This is a genomic window from Pseudomonas sp. NPDC089530 (assembly GCF_050280705.1).
Taxonomy (GTDB): domain Bacteria; phylum Pseudomonadota; class Gammaproteobacteria; order Pseudomonadales; family Pseudomonadaceae; genus Aquipseudomonas.
The window spans coordinates 1-15402 of the sequence record NZ_JBNNVU010000011.1; the positions used below are offsets into that span (position 1 = coordinate 1).

12 protein-coding genes and 1 pseudogene are annotated in these 15402 nt (G+C 63.7%); 6 read left to right on the forward strand and 7 right to left on the reverse strand.

The window, feature by feature from the left end; all coding sequences use genetic code 11:
- Positions 1-95: 95 nt before the first annotated feature.
- The 4 genes and pseudogenes from purM to ACQKQA_RS06600 all read left to right on the forward strand — a co-directional run.
- A pseudogene (gene purM, locus ACQKQA_RS06585) lies at positions 96-1022 on the forward strand (phosphoribosylformylglycinamidine cyclo-ligase); the annotation flags it as partial.
- Between the two features lie 11 nt (positions 1023-1033).
- A complete protein-coding gene (gene purN, locus ACQKQA_RS06590; RefSeq protein WP_427554730.1) occupies positions 1034-1684 on the forward strand; it encodes a phosphoribosylglycinamide formyltransferase in 651 nt (216 codons plus the stop codon).
- A gap of 8 nt (positions 1685-1692) precedes the next feature.
- Positions 1693-2406: a DUF3108 domain-containing protein gene (locus tag ACQKQA_RS06595; RefSeq protein ID WP_427554732.1), complete on the forward strand. Its 714-nt coding sequence runs from the start codon at positions 1693-1695 to the stop codon at positions 2404-2406.
- Between the two features lie 297 nt (positions 2407-2703).
- Entirely contained in the window at positions 2704-2892 is a 189-nt protein-coding gene (locus tag ACQKQA_RS06600) for a hypothetical protein (RefSeq protein WP_427554734.1), read from the forward strand.
- A gap of 96 nt (positions 2893-2988) precedes the next feature.
- Here ACQKQA_RS06600 and ACQKQA_RS06605 read toward each other — a convergent pair whose 3' ends face one another.
- The 7 genes from ACQKQA_RS06605 to ACQKQA_RS06635 all read right to left on the reverse strand — a co-directional run bounded on the left by ACQKQA_RS06605 (position 2989) and on the right by ACQKQA_RS06635 (position 11343).
- Positions 2989-3528: a DUF2058 domain-containing protein gene (locus ACQKQA_RS06605; protein ID WP_007927770.1), complete on the reverse strand. Its 540-nt coding sequence runs from the start codon at positions 3526-3528 to the stop codon at positions 2989-2991.
- Between the two features lie 27 nt (positions 3529-3555).
- Positions 3556-4389, reverse strand: a complete 834-nt coding sequence (gene mazG / locus ACQKQA_RS06610; protein WP_427554736.1) for a nucleoside triphosphate pyrophosphohydrolase — start codon at positions 4387-4389, stop codon at positions 3556-3558.
- A gap of 130 nt (positions 4390-4519) precedes the next feature.
- Positions 4520-6763 carry a GTP diphosphokinase gene (gene relA / locus ACQKQA_RS06615; protein ID WP_427554738.1) on the reverse strand — a complete coding sequence of 748 codons (2244 nt, stop codon included), beginning with the start codon at positions 6761-6763 and terminating at the stop codon, positions 4520-4522.
- A 120-nt stretch (positions 6764-6883) separates the two neighbouring features.
- Complete coding sequence (gene rlmD, locus ACQKQA_RS06620; protein ID WP_427554740.1) at positions 6884-8236, reverse strand: 23S rRNA (uracil(1939)-C(5))-methyltransferase RlmD; 1353 nt, start codon at positions 8234-8236, stop codon at positions 6884-6886.
- Positions 8236-9138 (reverse strand): cysteine synthase CysM, encoded by a 903-nt coding sequence (cysM, locus tag ACQKQA_RS06625; RefSeq protein ID WP_427554742.1) that lies wholly within the window; start codon positions 9136-9138, stop codon positions 8236-8238. Before cysM ends, rlmD begins: the two co-directional genes overlap by 1 nt.
- 116 nt (positions 9139-9254) lie before the next feature.
- Positions 9255-10634 carry a histidine kinase sensor domain-containing protein gene (locus ACQKQA_RS06630; protein ID WP_427554744.1) on the reverse strand — a complete coding sequence of 460 codons (1380 nt, stop codon included), beginning with the start codon at positions 10632-10634 and terminating at the stop codon, positions 9255-9257.
- A complete protein-coding gene (locus ACQKQA_RS06635) occupies positions 10621-11343 on the reverse strand; it encodes a response regulator transcription factor (protein ID WP_427554746.1) in 723 nt (240 codons plus the stop codon). The genes ACQKQA_RS06630 and ACQKQA_RS06635 overlap by 14 nt, the downstream gene beginning before the upstream one ends.
- A 213-nt stretch (positions 11344-11556) precedes the next feature.
- Between ACQKQA_RS06635 and ACQKQA_RS06640 the strand changes: the two genes are divergently transcribed.
- Positions 11557-14310, forward strand: a complete 2754-nt coding sequence (locus ACQKQA_RS06640) for a response regulator (protein WP_427554748.1) — start codon at positions 11557-11559, stop codon at positions 14308-14310.
- 67 nt (positions 14311-14377) lie between these two features.
- Entirely contained in the window at positions 14378-15367 is a 990-nt protein-coding gene (locus ACQKQA_RS06645) for a 2-hydroxyacid dehydrogenase (RefSeq protein WP_427554750.1), read from the forward strand.
- Positions 15368-15402 lie beyond the last annotated feature (35 nt).

Below are 15402 nucleotides of genomic sequence, written 5' to 3' on the forward strand. Positions count from 1 at the left end.
GTTCTGAGGTAGTGCAGAAACTAGTGCAAAAAAACTAGTGCAAAACCTCTGACGCCGCTGATCCAATACCATTTGCCAGGCCAGGGGGCACCTGTTTCGGCGCCCTCTGCGAAATCCCGGCCGGCTACAAGCAGCCAGTGCTGGTGTCCGGCACCGACGGCGTGGGCACCAAGCTGCGCCTGGCGCTGAACCTGAACAAACACGACAGCATCGGCCAGGACCTGGTCGCCATGTGCGTGAACGACCTGGTGGTCTGCGGTGCCGAGCCGCTGTTCTTCCTCGACTACTACGCCACCGGTAAACTGAATGTCGACGTCGCCGCCACCGTGGTCACCGGCATCGGTGCCGGTTGCGAACTGGCCGGCTGCTCCCTGGTCGGCGGTGAAACCGCTGAAATGCCAGGCATGTACGAAGGCGAAGACTACGACCTGGCCGGCTTCTGCGTCGGCGTGGTGGAAAAGGCCGACATCATCGACGGCTCCAAGGTTGCCACCGGCGACGCCCTGCTCGCCCTGCCATCGTCCGGCCCGCACTCCAACGGCTACTCGCTGATCCGCAAGATCATCGAAGTCTCCGGCGCCGACATCGAAAGCGTCCAGCTCGACGGCAAGCCGCTGACCGAACTGCTGATGGCGCCGACCCGCATCTACGTCAAGCCACTGCTCAAGCTGATCAAGGACACTGGCGCGGTCAAGGCCATGGCCCACATCACCGGTGGCGGCCTGCTGGACAACATCCCGCGCGTACTGCCAAAAGGCGCCCAGGCCGTGGTCGACGTGGCCAGCTGGCAGCGTCCGGCGGTGTTCGACTGGCTGCAAGAGAAAGGCAACGTCGAAGAACACGAAATGCACCGTGTGCTGAACTGCGGCGTGGGCATGGTGATCTGCGTGGCCCAGGAGCACGTCGAAGCGGCCCTGAACGTCCTGCGCGAAGCCGGCGAGCAGCCTTGGGTCATCGGTCAGATCGCTAGCGCCGCCGAAGGCGCCGCCCAGGTCGAGCTGAAAAACCTCAAGGCACATTGATGCAAACGCCGATGCCAGCAACCTGTGATGTCGTGGTGCTGTTGTCCGGTACCGGCAGCAACTTGCAGGCCCTGATCGACAGTACGCGGGCCGACGCCAGCCCGGCACGCATCCGCGCGGTGATTTCCAACCGCGCCGATGCCTACGGCCTGCAACGGGCCCAGGACGCGGGTATCGATACCCGCGTCCTCGATCACAAGGCGTTCGAAGGCCGCGAGGCCTTCGATACCGCCCTGATCGAACTGATTGACGCCTTCCAGCCCAAACTCGTGGTGCTTGCCGGATTCATGCGCATTCTCAGCGCGGACTTCGTGCGTCACTATCAGGGGCGCCTGCTCAATATCCATCCTTCGCTGCTGCCCAAATACAAAGGGTTACACACTCATCAGCGAGCGCTGGAGGCCGGAGACACTGAGCATGGCTGTAGCGTGCACTTCGTGACGGAGGAACTCGATGGCGGACCACTGGTCGTACAGGCAGTGATCCCGGTAGAGTTGCACGACTCGCCGCAAAGCCTGGCGCAGCGGGTCCATGTCCAGGAACACCGGATTTATCCGATGGCCGTACACTGGTTTGCCGAAGGTCGACTCACACTCGGCGAACAGGGTGCTTTACTGGATGGTCAGCTACTGCCTGCCAGCGGCCACTTGATTCGTAATTAGGAGATTTTATGCGTCGCGCCCTGCTCTTCGCTTGTGCTCTGCTCGCCCTGCCCTTCGCGCAGGCAACGGACCTTCAACCCTTCTCCGCCAGCTATACCGCCGACTGGAAACAGCTGCCAATGAGCGGTACTGCCGAACGCAGCCTGGAGAAGAGTGCCAATGGCACCTGGAAGCTGAGCTTCAAGGCTTCCATGATGATCGCCAGCCTGACCGAAGAAAGCACCCTGACGTTCGACAAGGACACCCTGCTGCCGCAGTCCTATCACTTCGAGCGCGGCGGCCTTGGCAAAGCCAAGAAGGCCGACCTGGACTTCGACTGGAACGCCAAGATGGTCACCGGCACCGATCGCGGTGATGCGGTCAAGATCCCGCTCAATCGCGGCATGGTCGACAAATCCACCTATCAGCTCGCCCTGCAGCACGATGTCGCCGCCGGCAAGAAAAGCATGAGCTATCAGGTTGTCGACGATGGCGAGGTCGATACCTACGACTTCCGCGTCCTGGGCTCGGAAAAAGTCGATACCAAGGCCGGCCAGATCGATGCGATCAAGGTCGAGCGCGTGCGCGACCCGACACAAAGCAAGCGTATTACCGTCATGTGGTTCGCCAAGGACTGGGATTACCTGCTGGTGCGCCTGCAACAGGTCGAGACCGACGGCAAGGAGTACAACATCATGCTCCTGAACGGCACCGTCAACGGTAAGACGGTCAAAGGCAGCTAAGCCGCACGCCCCTGAAAAAGCCCCGCCAATGCGGGGCTTTTTTTCGCCTGATGATTGTGTTCCGCCGCTCTGGCAGGGCCTTTTCCACAAGCCAGGATGCCCAGCCCAACATGAAACTTTTGTCATGAAATACCGACCGCTGCGACCGGATGCCGCAGTTTCCGCGGCCTGCGGGACTGTTCCAGATTCTGCAAAGGATTATTGCAATTGCCGGTAATTTACTTAGCCAGCTAACAAAATATATAACGGAGTCCTGCACACGCCTTGCTGCAGATCAATAGAGATTGGAGCTAGCAGATGACTGTAAAAGTAACTGAACGCGACGATTCACACATGTCCCATGAAGGCGTAGCCGCGGGTATCCGGATCTGGGACGTGCATCAACAAGACATGCTGGTGGGCATGTTCCACTCCGAGAGCGATGCCCATAATTACAAGGCCGAACTGGAGAAGCTGGAGCTGAATCGCTCTATGCAGGGCTCCTGATTTCGAGCAACGACTGCCGCACCTGCCGCCACGCATCGGCAGGTGCTTCAGAAACAACAAACCCCGCTCGAGGCGGGGTTTGTTGTCTTGGCGGGCTTACCACATCAGATCGTCAGGAATCTGATAGGCCGCGTATGGATCGTCCTCGTCCGGTGCCTCGGTCGGCGTGTTGAGCTGAACGATGCGCCGTGGATCGCGCTCCTGGATCTTCAGCGCCGCCTCACGCGGGATGACTTCATAGCCGCCGGCATGGTGCACGATGGCCAGCGAGCCGCTGCTCAGCTTGTTGCGCATCAGGGTGTTCACCGACAGGCGCTTGACCTTCTTGTCGTCGACGAAGTTGTAGTAGTCCTCGGTGGTCAGCTTCGGCAGGCGGGACACTTCGATCAGTTGCTTGATCTGCGCGGCACGGGCCTTCTGCTCGGCCTTTTCCTGCTGCTGGCGGTTGAGCTCCTGGTCGCGCTTGACCTTCTCGGCCTGCGCCTCCTGGGCCAGGCGCGCCTGGGTATCGTCGGCCTCGACCTGGCCTTTATGGACCAGGCGTTGCTGCTTCTGTTTCTCTTTGCTGACCTGCTTGGCCTGCTTTTGGTTGACCAGCCCTGCTTTGAGCAACTGGTCGCGAAGGGAAAGGCTCATTGGTGCTTACTCACTTAGGCAACAGCCTCAGCCACAGCTGGGCAAATTCTTTTCCTGACGTTTGGCTTCGCCCCACAAGGCGTCCAACTCTTCGAGGGTGCAATCTTCCATGGGACGGAGGGTGTCGCGCAATGCCTGCTCGATAAATCGGAAGCGCCGCTCGAACTTGGCATTGGCGCCGCGCAAGCCGGCTTCCGGGTCGACCTTGAGGTGCCGGGCCAGGTTGACCACGGCAAACAGCAGGTCGCCCACCTCGTCGGCGATTGCTTCCGGGTCGTTCTCGGACATGGCCTCGAGCACTTCATCGAGCTCCTCACGGATCTTGTCCACCACCGGCAAGGCATCCGGCCAGTCGAAACCGACCTGGGCCGCGCGCTTTTGCAACTTGGCCGAGCGGGACAGGGCCGGCAACGCTGTGGGCACGTCGTCGAGCAAGGACAGCTGCAAAGGCTCCACAGCCTTCTCGGCCCGCTCCTCAGCCTTGATCTCTTCCCAGCGCTGCTTGACCTGCTCTTCGTCCAGCCGTGGAGTATCCAGCGGCGCGTACAGGTCCCCGGTAGGGAATACATGGGGATGACGACGGATCAGCTTGCGGGTGATGCTGTCGACCACGCCGTCGAATTCGAAACGCCCCTCCTCCCGCGCCAGCTGGCTGTAATACACCACCTGGAACAGCAGGTCGCCCAGCTCGCCCTGCAAGTGATCGAAGTCGCCCCGCTCGATGGCGTCGGCCACCTCGTAGGCTTCTTCCAGGGTGTGGGGAACGATACTGGCGTAGGTCTGCTTGATGTCCCAGGGGCAACCGTACTGCGGGTCACGCAGGCGGGCCATCAGGTGCAACAGGTCTTCAAGGCTGTACATCAATTCATCCATTTCATGCAGGACTCTGTAGCCGCTGCCGCAGGCTGCGATCGACCTCGAAGAGGGCATGCCCTTGAGGTCGGGAAGGCCCTTCGGGCCTTATCGCAGCCTGCAGCAGCGGCTACACGGGTCACAGGGTACGGTTACGGCGGGTCTCGATGATGTTCGGCAACTGGGAAATACGCCCCAGCAACCGTCCCAGCGCGTCCAGCCCCGGAATCTCGATGGTCAGGGACATCAGCGCCGTGTTGTCCTCCTTGTTCGAGCGGGTGTTGACCGCCAGCACGTTGATCCGCTCGTTGAGCAACACCTGGGACACGTCACGCAGCAGGCCGGAACGGTCGTAGGCGCGAATGATGATGTCCACCGGGTAGGTCTGCACCGGCACCGGCCCCCAGCTGACCTGAATGATCCGCTCCGGCTCGCGGCCGGCCAGTTGCAACACCGAAGCACAGTCCTGGCGGTGAATGCTCACCCCACGACCCTGGGTGATGTAACCGACGATCGCATCCCCCGGCAGCGGCTGGCAGCAGCCGGCCATCTGGGTCAGCAGGTTGCCCACGCCCTGGATCTGAATGTCGCCGCGCTTGCCCGGCTTGTAGCCGGTGGCCTTGCGCGGGATCAGTTCCAGCTGTTCGTTGCCGCGCTCCGGCTCCACCAGTTGCTGCGCCAGGTTGACCAGTTGCGCCAGGCGCAGGTCGCCCGCGCCCAGGGCGGCGAACATGTCCTCGGCGGTTTTCATGTTGGCCTTGTCGGCCAGCTTCTCGAAATCCACCTGCGGCAGGTCGAGGCGGTTGAGCTCGCGCTCGAGCAGGGTCTTGCCCGCCGCCACGTTCTGATCCCGCGCCTGCAGCTTGAACCAGTGGACGATCTTCGCCCGCGCCCGCGAGGTGGTGACGTAACCCAGGTTCGGGTTCAGCCAGTCGCGGCTCGGGGTGCCGTGCTTGCTGGTGATGATCTCCACCTGCTCGCCGGTCTGCAGGCTGTAGTTGAGCGGCACGATGCGCCCGTTGATCTTCGCGCCACGGCAGTTGTGACCGATCTCGGTGTGCACGCGGTAGGCGAAGTCCAGCGGGGTCGCGCCTTTCGGCAAGTCGATGGCGTGGCCGTCGGGGGTGAAGATGTAGACCCGGTCCGGCTCGATATCCACCCGCAGTTGCTCGGCCAGGCCACCGATATCCCCCAGCTCCTCATGCCACTCGAGCACCTGCCGCAGCCAGGAAATTTTCTCTTCGTAGTGGTTGGAACCGGATTTGACGTCGGTACCCTTGTAGCGCCAGTGCGCGCAAACCCCCAGTTCGGCCTCTTCGTGCATCGCGTGGGTACGGATCTGCACTTCCAGCACCTTGCCTTCTGGGCCGATGACCGCCGTGTGCAACGAGCGATAACCGTTCTCCTTGGGGTTGGCGATGTAGTCGTCGAATTCTTTCGGGATGTGCCGCCACAGCGTGTGGACGATGCCCAGCGCGGTGTAGCAGTCGCGCATTTCCGGCACCAGCACGCGCACCGCGCGCACGTCGTAGATCTGGCTGAACTCCAGGCCCTTGCGCTGCATTTTGCGCCAGATCGAATAGATGTGTTTGGCCCGGCCGCTGATGTCGGCATCGACGCCGGTGGCCTGCAGTTCGTTCTGCAACTGGTTCATCACGTCGCTGATGAAGCGCTCGCGATCCAGACGCCGCTCATGCAGCAACTTGGCGATCTGCTTGTACTGCTCAGGCTCCAGGTAGCGGAAGGACAGGTCCTCCAGTTCCCACTTGATATGGCCGATACCGAGGCGATGGGCCAGCGGTGCATAGATGTCGAAGACTTCCCGGGCGACCCGGTGGCGCTTCTCGTCGTCGGCGGTCTTCACCGCGCGGATCGCGCAGGTCCGCTCGGCCAGCTTGATCAGCGCCACGCGCACGTCATCGACCATCGCCACCAGCATCTTGCGCAGGTTTTCCACCTGGGCCTGGGTGCCGAGTACGAGGGATTGGCGGGGGCTGAGGCTGGCGCTGATCGCCGCCATGCGCTGCACGCCATCGATCAGCTTGGCCACCACCGGGCCGAAGCGCTGGCTGACCGTCGGCAGCGGGACCTGGCCTTCGCGTACGCAGCGGTACAGCACCGCAGCCACCAGCGAATCCTGGTCCAGCTTGAGGTCGGCGAGGATCTCGGCGATCTCCAGGCCCGTGCTGAAACTCGACGAGTCGTCGGCGCCGAGATTCTTCGCCGCAATGTATTGCTGTTCTGCCTCACGAGCGAACTCGCAGGCTTCTTTCAAGGCTTCACGGTCCAGTGCCATATCGACGCTGACCGCATGATCGAGCCACGCCTCGAGATTGATACTGCCGTCGGTGTTGATCGGCTGGTGCGCTCTCACCTGTACCATCTTGCTTTACCTTCCCTACGACGCACCTTCAATGCGTCAAATCGCTGGCCTTCACTGCCAGTATTTCCTCGCTGGGCCGGCGAGTGCTACCTGACGGGCCAACGGACTGGACGAACCATCCTAGCTCGCTTCAAATAACGCCATGGCCTCGACATGTGCCGTCTGAGGAAACATATCGAGGATCCCGGCACGTTTTAACCGGTAGCCCTGCTTGACCAGTTCGACTGTGTCCCGTGCCAGCGTGGCAGGGTTGCATGACACATAAACCAGACGTTTCGCGCCCAGGCTCGCAAGCTTGCGGACCACCTCGAAAGCACCGTCCCGAGGTGGGTCCAAGAGTACCGCAGAAAAGCCTTCGCGGGCCCATTCGGCAGCGCCCAGGGGCTGCGATAAATCGGCCTGAAAAAACCGGGTGTTATGCAAATTGTTGCTAGCAGCATTCTCCGCGGCACGGGCGACCATGGTCGCCACCCCTTCGACCGCCACCACCTCCCGAACGTTCTGCGCCAGCGGCAAGGCAAAGTTGCCCAGGCCGCAAAACAGGTCCAGCACGCGCTCGTCGGCCTGCGGCGCCAACCATTCCAGGGCCTGGGCCACCATCGCTTCGTTGACCCCGGCATTGACCTGGACAAAGTCTCCCGGCCGATAGGCCAGCTGCAGGTTCCAGGGCTCCAGACGATAGCCCAGGGCCTGCTCCGGATCCACCGGCTGCGGCTCGCCTTCGCCATGCAGCCACAGCTGGGCCTCATGGAACGTACAGAATGCCTGGAGAATCTCCAGGTCGGCCGCGGACAACGGCGCCATGTGGCGCAACAGCACGGCAATCGCCGAGCCGTAGAACAATTCCACATGCCCCAGCGCCTGGGGTTTGCTCAAGCGCTGCAGCATGGCCGGCAAGCGGCTCATGATCGGTTGCAAGGGTTGTACCAGCACTGGGCACTCGTCGATGGCGACTATGTCCTGGCTGCCCGCCGCACGAAAACCCACTTCGAGTTTTTTCGCCTTGGCGTCCCAGCGAACCGCAACCCGCGCCCGACGCCGGTAACCGAATTCCGGACCGCTCAAGGGGGCAGCCCACTCCTGCGGCTCGACCCCCGCGACCCGCGACAACTGCTCGGCGAGCATGCGCTGTTTCAGGGCAAGCTGTTCGTCATGGGGCAGATGCTGCACGCTGCAGCCGCCGCAACGGCCGGCATGGGCGCAAGGCGCCGGCCGACGCAGTTCGCTGGCGCCGAATACACGCTCGGTACGGGCCTCCACCACTTTACCGTGGGCACCCAGCACCCGGGCCTCGACCTCTTCGCCCGCCAGCGCGCCAGCGACAAACCAGGTACGGCCTTCGAGAAACGCGATGCCGCGACCGTCATTGGCCAGGCGTTCGATGGTCAGGCGCTGTTTTTTTCCGACCGGGATCTGCGCGGCCCGGCTCCCGCCCGACGGCTGGAAGCGCAGGCCTTTGACTGACTTAGCCATCAGTTGGGCGCATCGAAAATGCCGGTCGACAGGTAACGGTCGCCACGGTCACAGATGATCGCGACAATGACCGCGTTTTCGACTTCCCGGGACAGGCGCAACATCGCCGCCACCGCGCCGCCCGAGGACACGCCGCAGAAGATGCCTTCCTCCCGGGCCAGGCGCCGGGTCACGTCTTCGGCTTCGCTTTGCGTCATGTCGACGATGCGATCGACGCGGCTGGCCTGGTAGATCTTCGGCAGGTATTCCTGCGGCCAGCGGCGAATGCCGGGGATGGCCGAGCCCTCCATCGGTTGCAGGCCGATGATCTGTACGTTCGGGTTCTGTTCCTTCAGGTACCGCGAGGTACCCATGATGGTGCCGGTGGTGCCCATGGAGCTGACGAAATGGGTGATGGTGCCCGCGGTCTGGCGCCAGATTTCCGGGCCGGTGCCGGTGTAGTGCGCTTCCGGGTTATCCACGTTGCCGAACTGGTCGAGCACCTTGCCGCGACCTTCGGCCTGCATCCGCTCGGCCAGATCGCGCGCGCCTTCCATGCCCTCTTCCTGGGTGACCAGGATCAGCTCGGCGCCATAGGCGGTCATCGCCGCCTTGCGCTCGGCACTGGAGTTGCCGGGCATGATCAGGACCATCTTGTAACCCTTGATCGCCGCCGCCATGGCCAGGGCGATCCCGGTATTGCCCGAGGTCGCTTCGATCAGCGTATCGCCGGGATGGATCTGCCCACGCAACTCGGCGCGCGTGATCATCGACAGCGCCGGGCGGTCCTTGACCGAACCCGCCGGGTTATTGCCTTCGAGCTTGAGCAGCAAGGTATTGCTGGTGGCGCCAGGCAGGCGCTGCAAGCGGACCAGCGGGGTATTGCCGACGCAATCGGCGATGGTGGGGTACTGCAGAGTCATGGGCGTATTCGCAATCCGGACTGCGGGGGGTGCCTATCATACCGGCAAACGTTCGCAGGCCATATCACGCAAAGTGAGGGTCTTATGGCTTAAGGGCATAAGCCAGAAAATCGGCGTCAATCGGCGGTCGGCTCACCCACCACCGCAGCCCGCAGGAGCATGTTCAGACGCAGCCCGCGCCCGGCGTTTTCCGCCCACAGCCGCCCCCCCTGGCGCTGTACCGCGTTGCGCGCGATGCTCAGCCCCAGGCCAAAACCGCCATTGCCCGGGCGCGAGCCGTCGAGCCGGGTAAAAGGGTCGAAGATCCGCCGCAGATCGCTATCGGCCACCCCCGGCCCTTCATCCTCCAACCACAGCAGCCAATGCTCGCCTTGGCGCCGGCCGTCCAACCGCACACGACCACCCACGGGAGAATGACGGATGGCATTGCGCAGGATGTTCTCCAGGGCCTGGGCCAGGGTATCGAGGTTGCCCCGCACCCAGCACGAAGCGTCCAGCGCGCAATGCAGTTGCGCGGCGGACCAGGCGCTTTCAAAGCAGGCGTTTTCCGTGAGCATTTCCCACAGGGCCTGGACCTGGATGTCTTCCTCGGCCAGCGGCGCCCGTTCGGTGTCGAGCCAGGCCAGTTGCAGGGTGTCGTCCACCAGCCGCTGCATGCCATCGACCTCCCGCGCCAACCGTTCGCGCAGGGCCGGCAGGCTCTGCTCGCCGTCACAGGCCACCCGCAGGCGACTCAAGGGCGTACGCAATTCATGGGAAAGATCGCGCAGCAATTGCTGCTGCAAAGCCACGGTGCCCTGCAGGCGTTCGGACATCTGGTCGAAGGCCCGCCCCAGTTCGCCCAGCTCGTCCTGGCGGCTGGTGGTCTGGCTCGACAGCCGCGCATTCAACTGATCGGCACGCCAGGCGTTGGCTTGCTCGCGCAACTGGTTCAGCGGCACCACCAGCAAGCGATACAGCCCGACGCACAGCAACAGGGTGAACAGGCCGGGAATCACCCCGTTGGTGAGCACCCGCCAGAACACCCGGTAGCGCCCGGGCATGAAGCGCTGGGGCAGTTCGATCACCAGGCTGCCGGCCGACGGGTCGCCGGGAAACGGAATCTTCAGCCAGGGCAAGCCGCGGGCATGCCGGCTGACCGGCCAATCCAGGCCGCGCAGGAAGGTCAGGCGCTGGCTCTCGGCTTCGCTCAGCGGGTAGCTGCTCAGGGATTGCAGGTCGCGGCCGATGACGCCGATCCAATGCTGCTCGCGCCCGGCCATGGCCTGCAGCCAGGCATCGACCCCGGAGTTCTGCCCCTGGTTCCAGGCCTGCTCGGCTTCGGCGGCGTAGCCGGTCAGCGTGCCGCGGGCCTCATCGGACAGGAACAGGTTCTGCTGTTCCATGTAGCGGCCCCAGGACCAGCTCAGCCAGATCATCAGCAGGCAGAAGGCAACCAGCAGACAGGCAAGTTTCCAGAACAGCGAATGCCGGCCGGGCAGCTCAGGCCATTTCATCGACGGCACTCAGCACATAACCCTTGCCCCAGACCGTACGCACTTCCCGCGCGACATAACCGACGGCCTTGAGCTTGCGACGGATCTGGCTGATGTGCATGTCCAGGCTGCGGTCATGGGGGGCGTAACCGCGCTGCAGCACATGCTGATAAAGGAAGGGTTTGCTCAGGACCTCGTCGCCGTTGCGATTGAGCGTCTCCAGCAGGCGATACTCGCTACGGGTCAGCCCAGCCCATTGCTGGTCGAACTGGACATCGCACAGCTCGTCGTCGAAACGCAGCCCCTGGGCTTCCTGCCGGAGCGGCGCCGGAGCCGGCCGGCGGTCCAGGGCCACCCGCCGCAGGATGGCTTCGATCCGCACCCGCAGCTCGGCCATGCTGAAGGGCTTGGGCAGATAGTCGTCGGCCCCCAGGCGAAAACCGCTGATGCGATCGGCCTCGGCCCCCAGCGCCGACATCAGCAGCACCGGCGTGGAATGGCTCTGGCGAAAATGCGTGAGCACCGACAGGCCGTCCATGCCCGGCAGCAGGATATCCATCAACACCACATCGAAAGGCTGCTGGCGGGCCAGGGTCAGCCCTTCCTGACCGTTCTGGCACCAGGTGACCGCAAAACCGCAACGCTCCAATTGCTCGTGCACATAGGCGCCGAGCACCAGATCGTCTTCGATGCTCAGGATCCGGGGCTGACCGACAGATATGGGATTCATTAGCTTGCGCAAGTAATTCTCAGTTGAGCGATTATTCAAGATTGTCCGCGCCTGGGCAACCGAAGCCGATCGACAAAAGGCGCGCTAGCCCCCGTCACCGATCCGCGGTTAATTTGCGAAGATTGCCGCCCGGCAAATGGCTACACTGCGCAGGTGTTGCGCACCGGATGTGCGCAGGGTCCATTCAAAACAGCGTGGTAGCAGGAGAGTTGCGTGCTTAAGAAACTGGGGATCAAAGGCCGCGTGCTGTTGCTGACCTTGCTGCCGACCAGCCTGATGGCGTTGGTGCTGGGCGGTTATTTCACCTGGATGCAGCAATCGGATCTGCACACCCAGCTGCTGCAACGGGGCGAAATGATCGCCGAACAACTGGCGCCTTTGGTCGCCCCCGCCCTGGCCCACAAGAACACCACGCTGCTGGAGCGCATCGCCACCCAATCCCTGGAACAGCAGGACGTGCGCGCAGTGACCTTCCTCGCGCCCGACCGCACATCGCTGGCCCATGCCGGGCCGAGCATGCTCAACCAGGCGCCGACCGGCAACGGCAGCCAGATGCTGCAACGCACCGGCAGCGACGCCACCCGTTACCTGCTGCCGGTGTTCGGCCGCCATCGCAACCTTGCCGGCGACCTGATTCCCGACGAGTCCGACCGCCTGCTCGGCTGGGTCGAGCTGGAGCTGTCCCATAACAGCATGCTGTTGCGCGGCTACCGCAGTCTGTTCGCCAGCCTGCTGCTGATCTGCGCCAGGCTGATCGGCACCGGCCTGCTGGCGGTGCGCTTGGGGCGCACCATCAACAACCCGCTGAACCAGATCAAGCAGGCTGTCACCCAACTCAAGGACGGCAACCTGGAAACCCGCCTGCCCCTGCTCGGCAGCCAGGAACTGGACGAACTGGCCTCGGGCATCAATCGCATGGCCGGCACCCTGCAGAATGCCCAGGAAGAACTGCAGCACAGCATCGACCAGGCCACCGAAGACGTCCGGCAAAACCTGGAGACCATCGAGATCCAGAACATCGAGCTGGATCTGGCGCGCAAGGAAGCCCTGGAGGCCAGCCGGATCAAGTCCGAATTCCTGGCCAACATGAGCCATGAAATCCGCACGCCGCTCAATGGCATCCTCGGCTTCACCCACCTGTTGCAGAAAAGCGAGCTGACCCCGCGCCAGCTGGATTACCTGGGCACCATCGAAAAGTCCGCCGACAGCCTGCTGGGGATCATCAACGAGATTCTCGACTTCTCGAAAATCGAAGCCGGCAAGCTGGTACTCGACAGCATTCCGTTCAACCTGCGCGATCTGTTGCAGGACACCCTGACCATCCTCGCCCCGGCCGCCCACGCCAAGCAGTTGGAACTGGTCAGCCTGGTGTACCGCGATACGCCGCTGTCGCTGGTGGGCGACCCGCTGCGGCTCAAGCAGATCCTCACCAACCTGGTGAGCAACGCCATCAAGTTCACCCGCGAAGGCACCATCGTCGCCCGCGCCATGCTCGAAGAAGAGCACGAAGACAGCGTGCAACTGCGCATCAGCATTCAGGACACCGGCATCGGCCTGTCGAGCCAGGATGTGCGCGCCCTGTTCCAGGCATTCAGCCAGGCCGACAACTCGCTGTCGCGGCAACCCGGCGGTACTGGCCTGGGGCTGGTGATTTCCAAGCGCCTGATCGAACAGATGGGCGGCGAAATCGGCGTCGACAGCACCCCGGGCGAAGGTTCGGAGTTCTGGATCAGCCTGCGCCTGCCGAAAACCCGCGACGACGCCGAAGACCTGCCCGCCCCACCGTTGCTCGGGCGGCGGGTCGCGGTCCTGGAGAACCATGAGCTGGCGCGCCAGGCCCTGCAGCATCAGCTCGAGGATTGCGGCCTGGAAGTCACGCCGTTCAATACCCTGGAAGCCCTGACCAACGGGGTGACCGGCGTGCACCAGACCGAACAGGCGATCGACCTGGCGGTCCTCGGCATCACCACCAACGACATGCCGCCCGAACGCCTCAACCAGCACATCTGGGACCTCGAACACCTGGGCTGCAAAGTGCTGGTGCTGTGCCCGACCACCGAGCAGACGGTGTTCCATCTGTCGGTGCCCAATCCCCACAGCCAGTTGCAGGCCAAGCCGGCGTGCACGCGCAAACTGCGGCGGGCATTGGCCGACCTGGTCAATCCCAAGGTGCTGCGCAGCGAGCCGAGCGAACCGATCGCCAGTCGCCCGCCGCGGGTGCTCTGTGTCGATGACAACCCGGCCAACCTGCTGCTGGTGCAGACCCTGCTCGAAGACATGGGCGCCAAGGTGCTCGCGGTCGACAGCGGTTACGCGGCGGTCAAGGCGGTGCAGAACGAACCCTTCGACCTGGTGATGATGGACGTGCAGATGCCCGGCATGGACGGTCGCCAGAGCACCGAGGCGATTCGCCAGTGGGAAAGCGAGCGCAACGGCACGCCACTGCCGGTGATCGCCCTCACTGCCCACGCCATGGCCAACGAAAAACGCGCCCTGCTGCAAAGCGGCATGGACGATTACCTGACCAAGCCCATCAGCGAACGCCAGCTGGCCCAGGTCGTGCTCAAGTGGACCGGCCTGGCCCTGCGCAACCAGGGCCCGGAACGCACCGGCGAACCGTCCGCCAACGGCCTCGAACTGCAGGTGCTGGACCACGACGAAGGCTTGCGCCTGGCCGCCGGCAAGGCGGATCTGGCCGCCGACATGCTGGCGATGCTCCTGGCCTCGCTGGAGGCCGATCGGGAAGCCATTCGCGCGGCCCGCGCGGCCAACGATCACACTGCGCTGATCGAACGGGTGCACCGTCTGCACGGCGCCACTCGCTACTGCGGGGTGCCGCAACTGCGCGCCGCCTGCCAGCGCAGCGAAACCCTGCTCAAGCAGGAAGACAGCAAGGCCTTCGCCGCCCTCGACGAACTCGAGCGGGCCATCAACCGACTGGCCACGGAGGCCCGTATCAACGCCTGACTCAGGGCAACGACACGCTTGCCCCGAAGGTTCATCCTGTGGGGCAACCTCCCACAAGGACGCCGCCATGCGCACGATTCTCTTCAGCAGCCAGAACTATGACCGCGACAGTTTCCTCGGCGCACCACTGCCGCCGGGCATCGAGCTGCAGTTCCAGGCCGCGCGCCTGAGCCTGGACACCGCAGCCCTGGCGGAGCACCACGAGGTGGTCTGTGCCTTTATCAACGACGACCTGAGCGCCCCGGTGCTGGAACTGCTGGCCGCCGGTGGCACGCGCCTGATCGCGTTGCGCTCGGCGGGCTACAACCATGTCGATCTGGCGGCCGCCAAGCGCCTGGGCTTGAGTGTGGTCCGGGTGCCGGCCTACTCGCCCCATGCCGTGGCCGAACATGCCGTGGCCCTGATCCTGGCGCTGAACCGCCGCCTGCACCGTGCCTACAACCGCACCCGCGAAGGCGACTTCAGCCTGCACGGTCTGACCGGTTTCGACCTGGTGGGTAAAACCGTCGGCATCGTCGGCACCGGGCAGATCGGCGCCACCTTTGCCCGGATCATGGCCGGCTTCGGCTGCCAGTTGCTGGCCCATGACCCCTTTCCCAACCCCGAGGTCGAGGCCCTGGGCGCGCGCTACCTGAGCCTGCCGGAGCTGCTGGCCCAGGCGCAGATCGTCAGCCTGCACTGCCCGCTCACCGCCGACAGCAAGCACCTGATCAACCGCCAGAGCCTGGCCCGGATGCAACCGGGGGCGATGCTGATCAACACCGGGCGTGGCGGCCTGGTGGATACCCCGGCGCTGATCGAGGCCCTCAAGAGCGGCCAGTTGGGTTACCTGGGGCTGGATGTCTATGAGGAGGAAGCCCAGCTGTTCTTCGAGGACCGCTCCGACCTGCCGCTACAGGACGACGTGCTGGCGCGCCTGCTGACCTTTCCCAACGTGATCGTCACCGCCCACCAGGCCTTCCTCACCCGTGAGGCCCTGGCGGCGATCGCCGAGACCACCTTGCACAACATCGCCGCCTGGGCCGCCGGCTCGCCCTGCAACCAGGTGGAAAGCTGAAGCGACGACCGGCGGTAAGCGAAGGTCATCTGCCT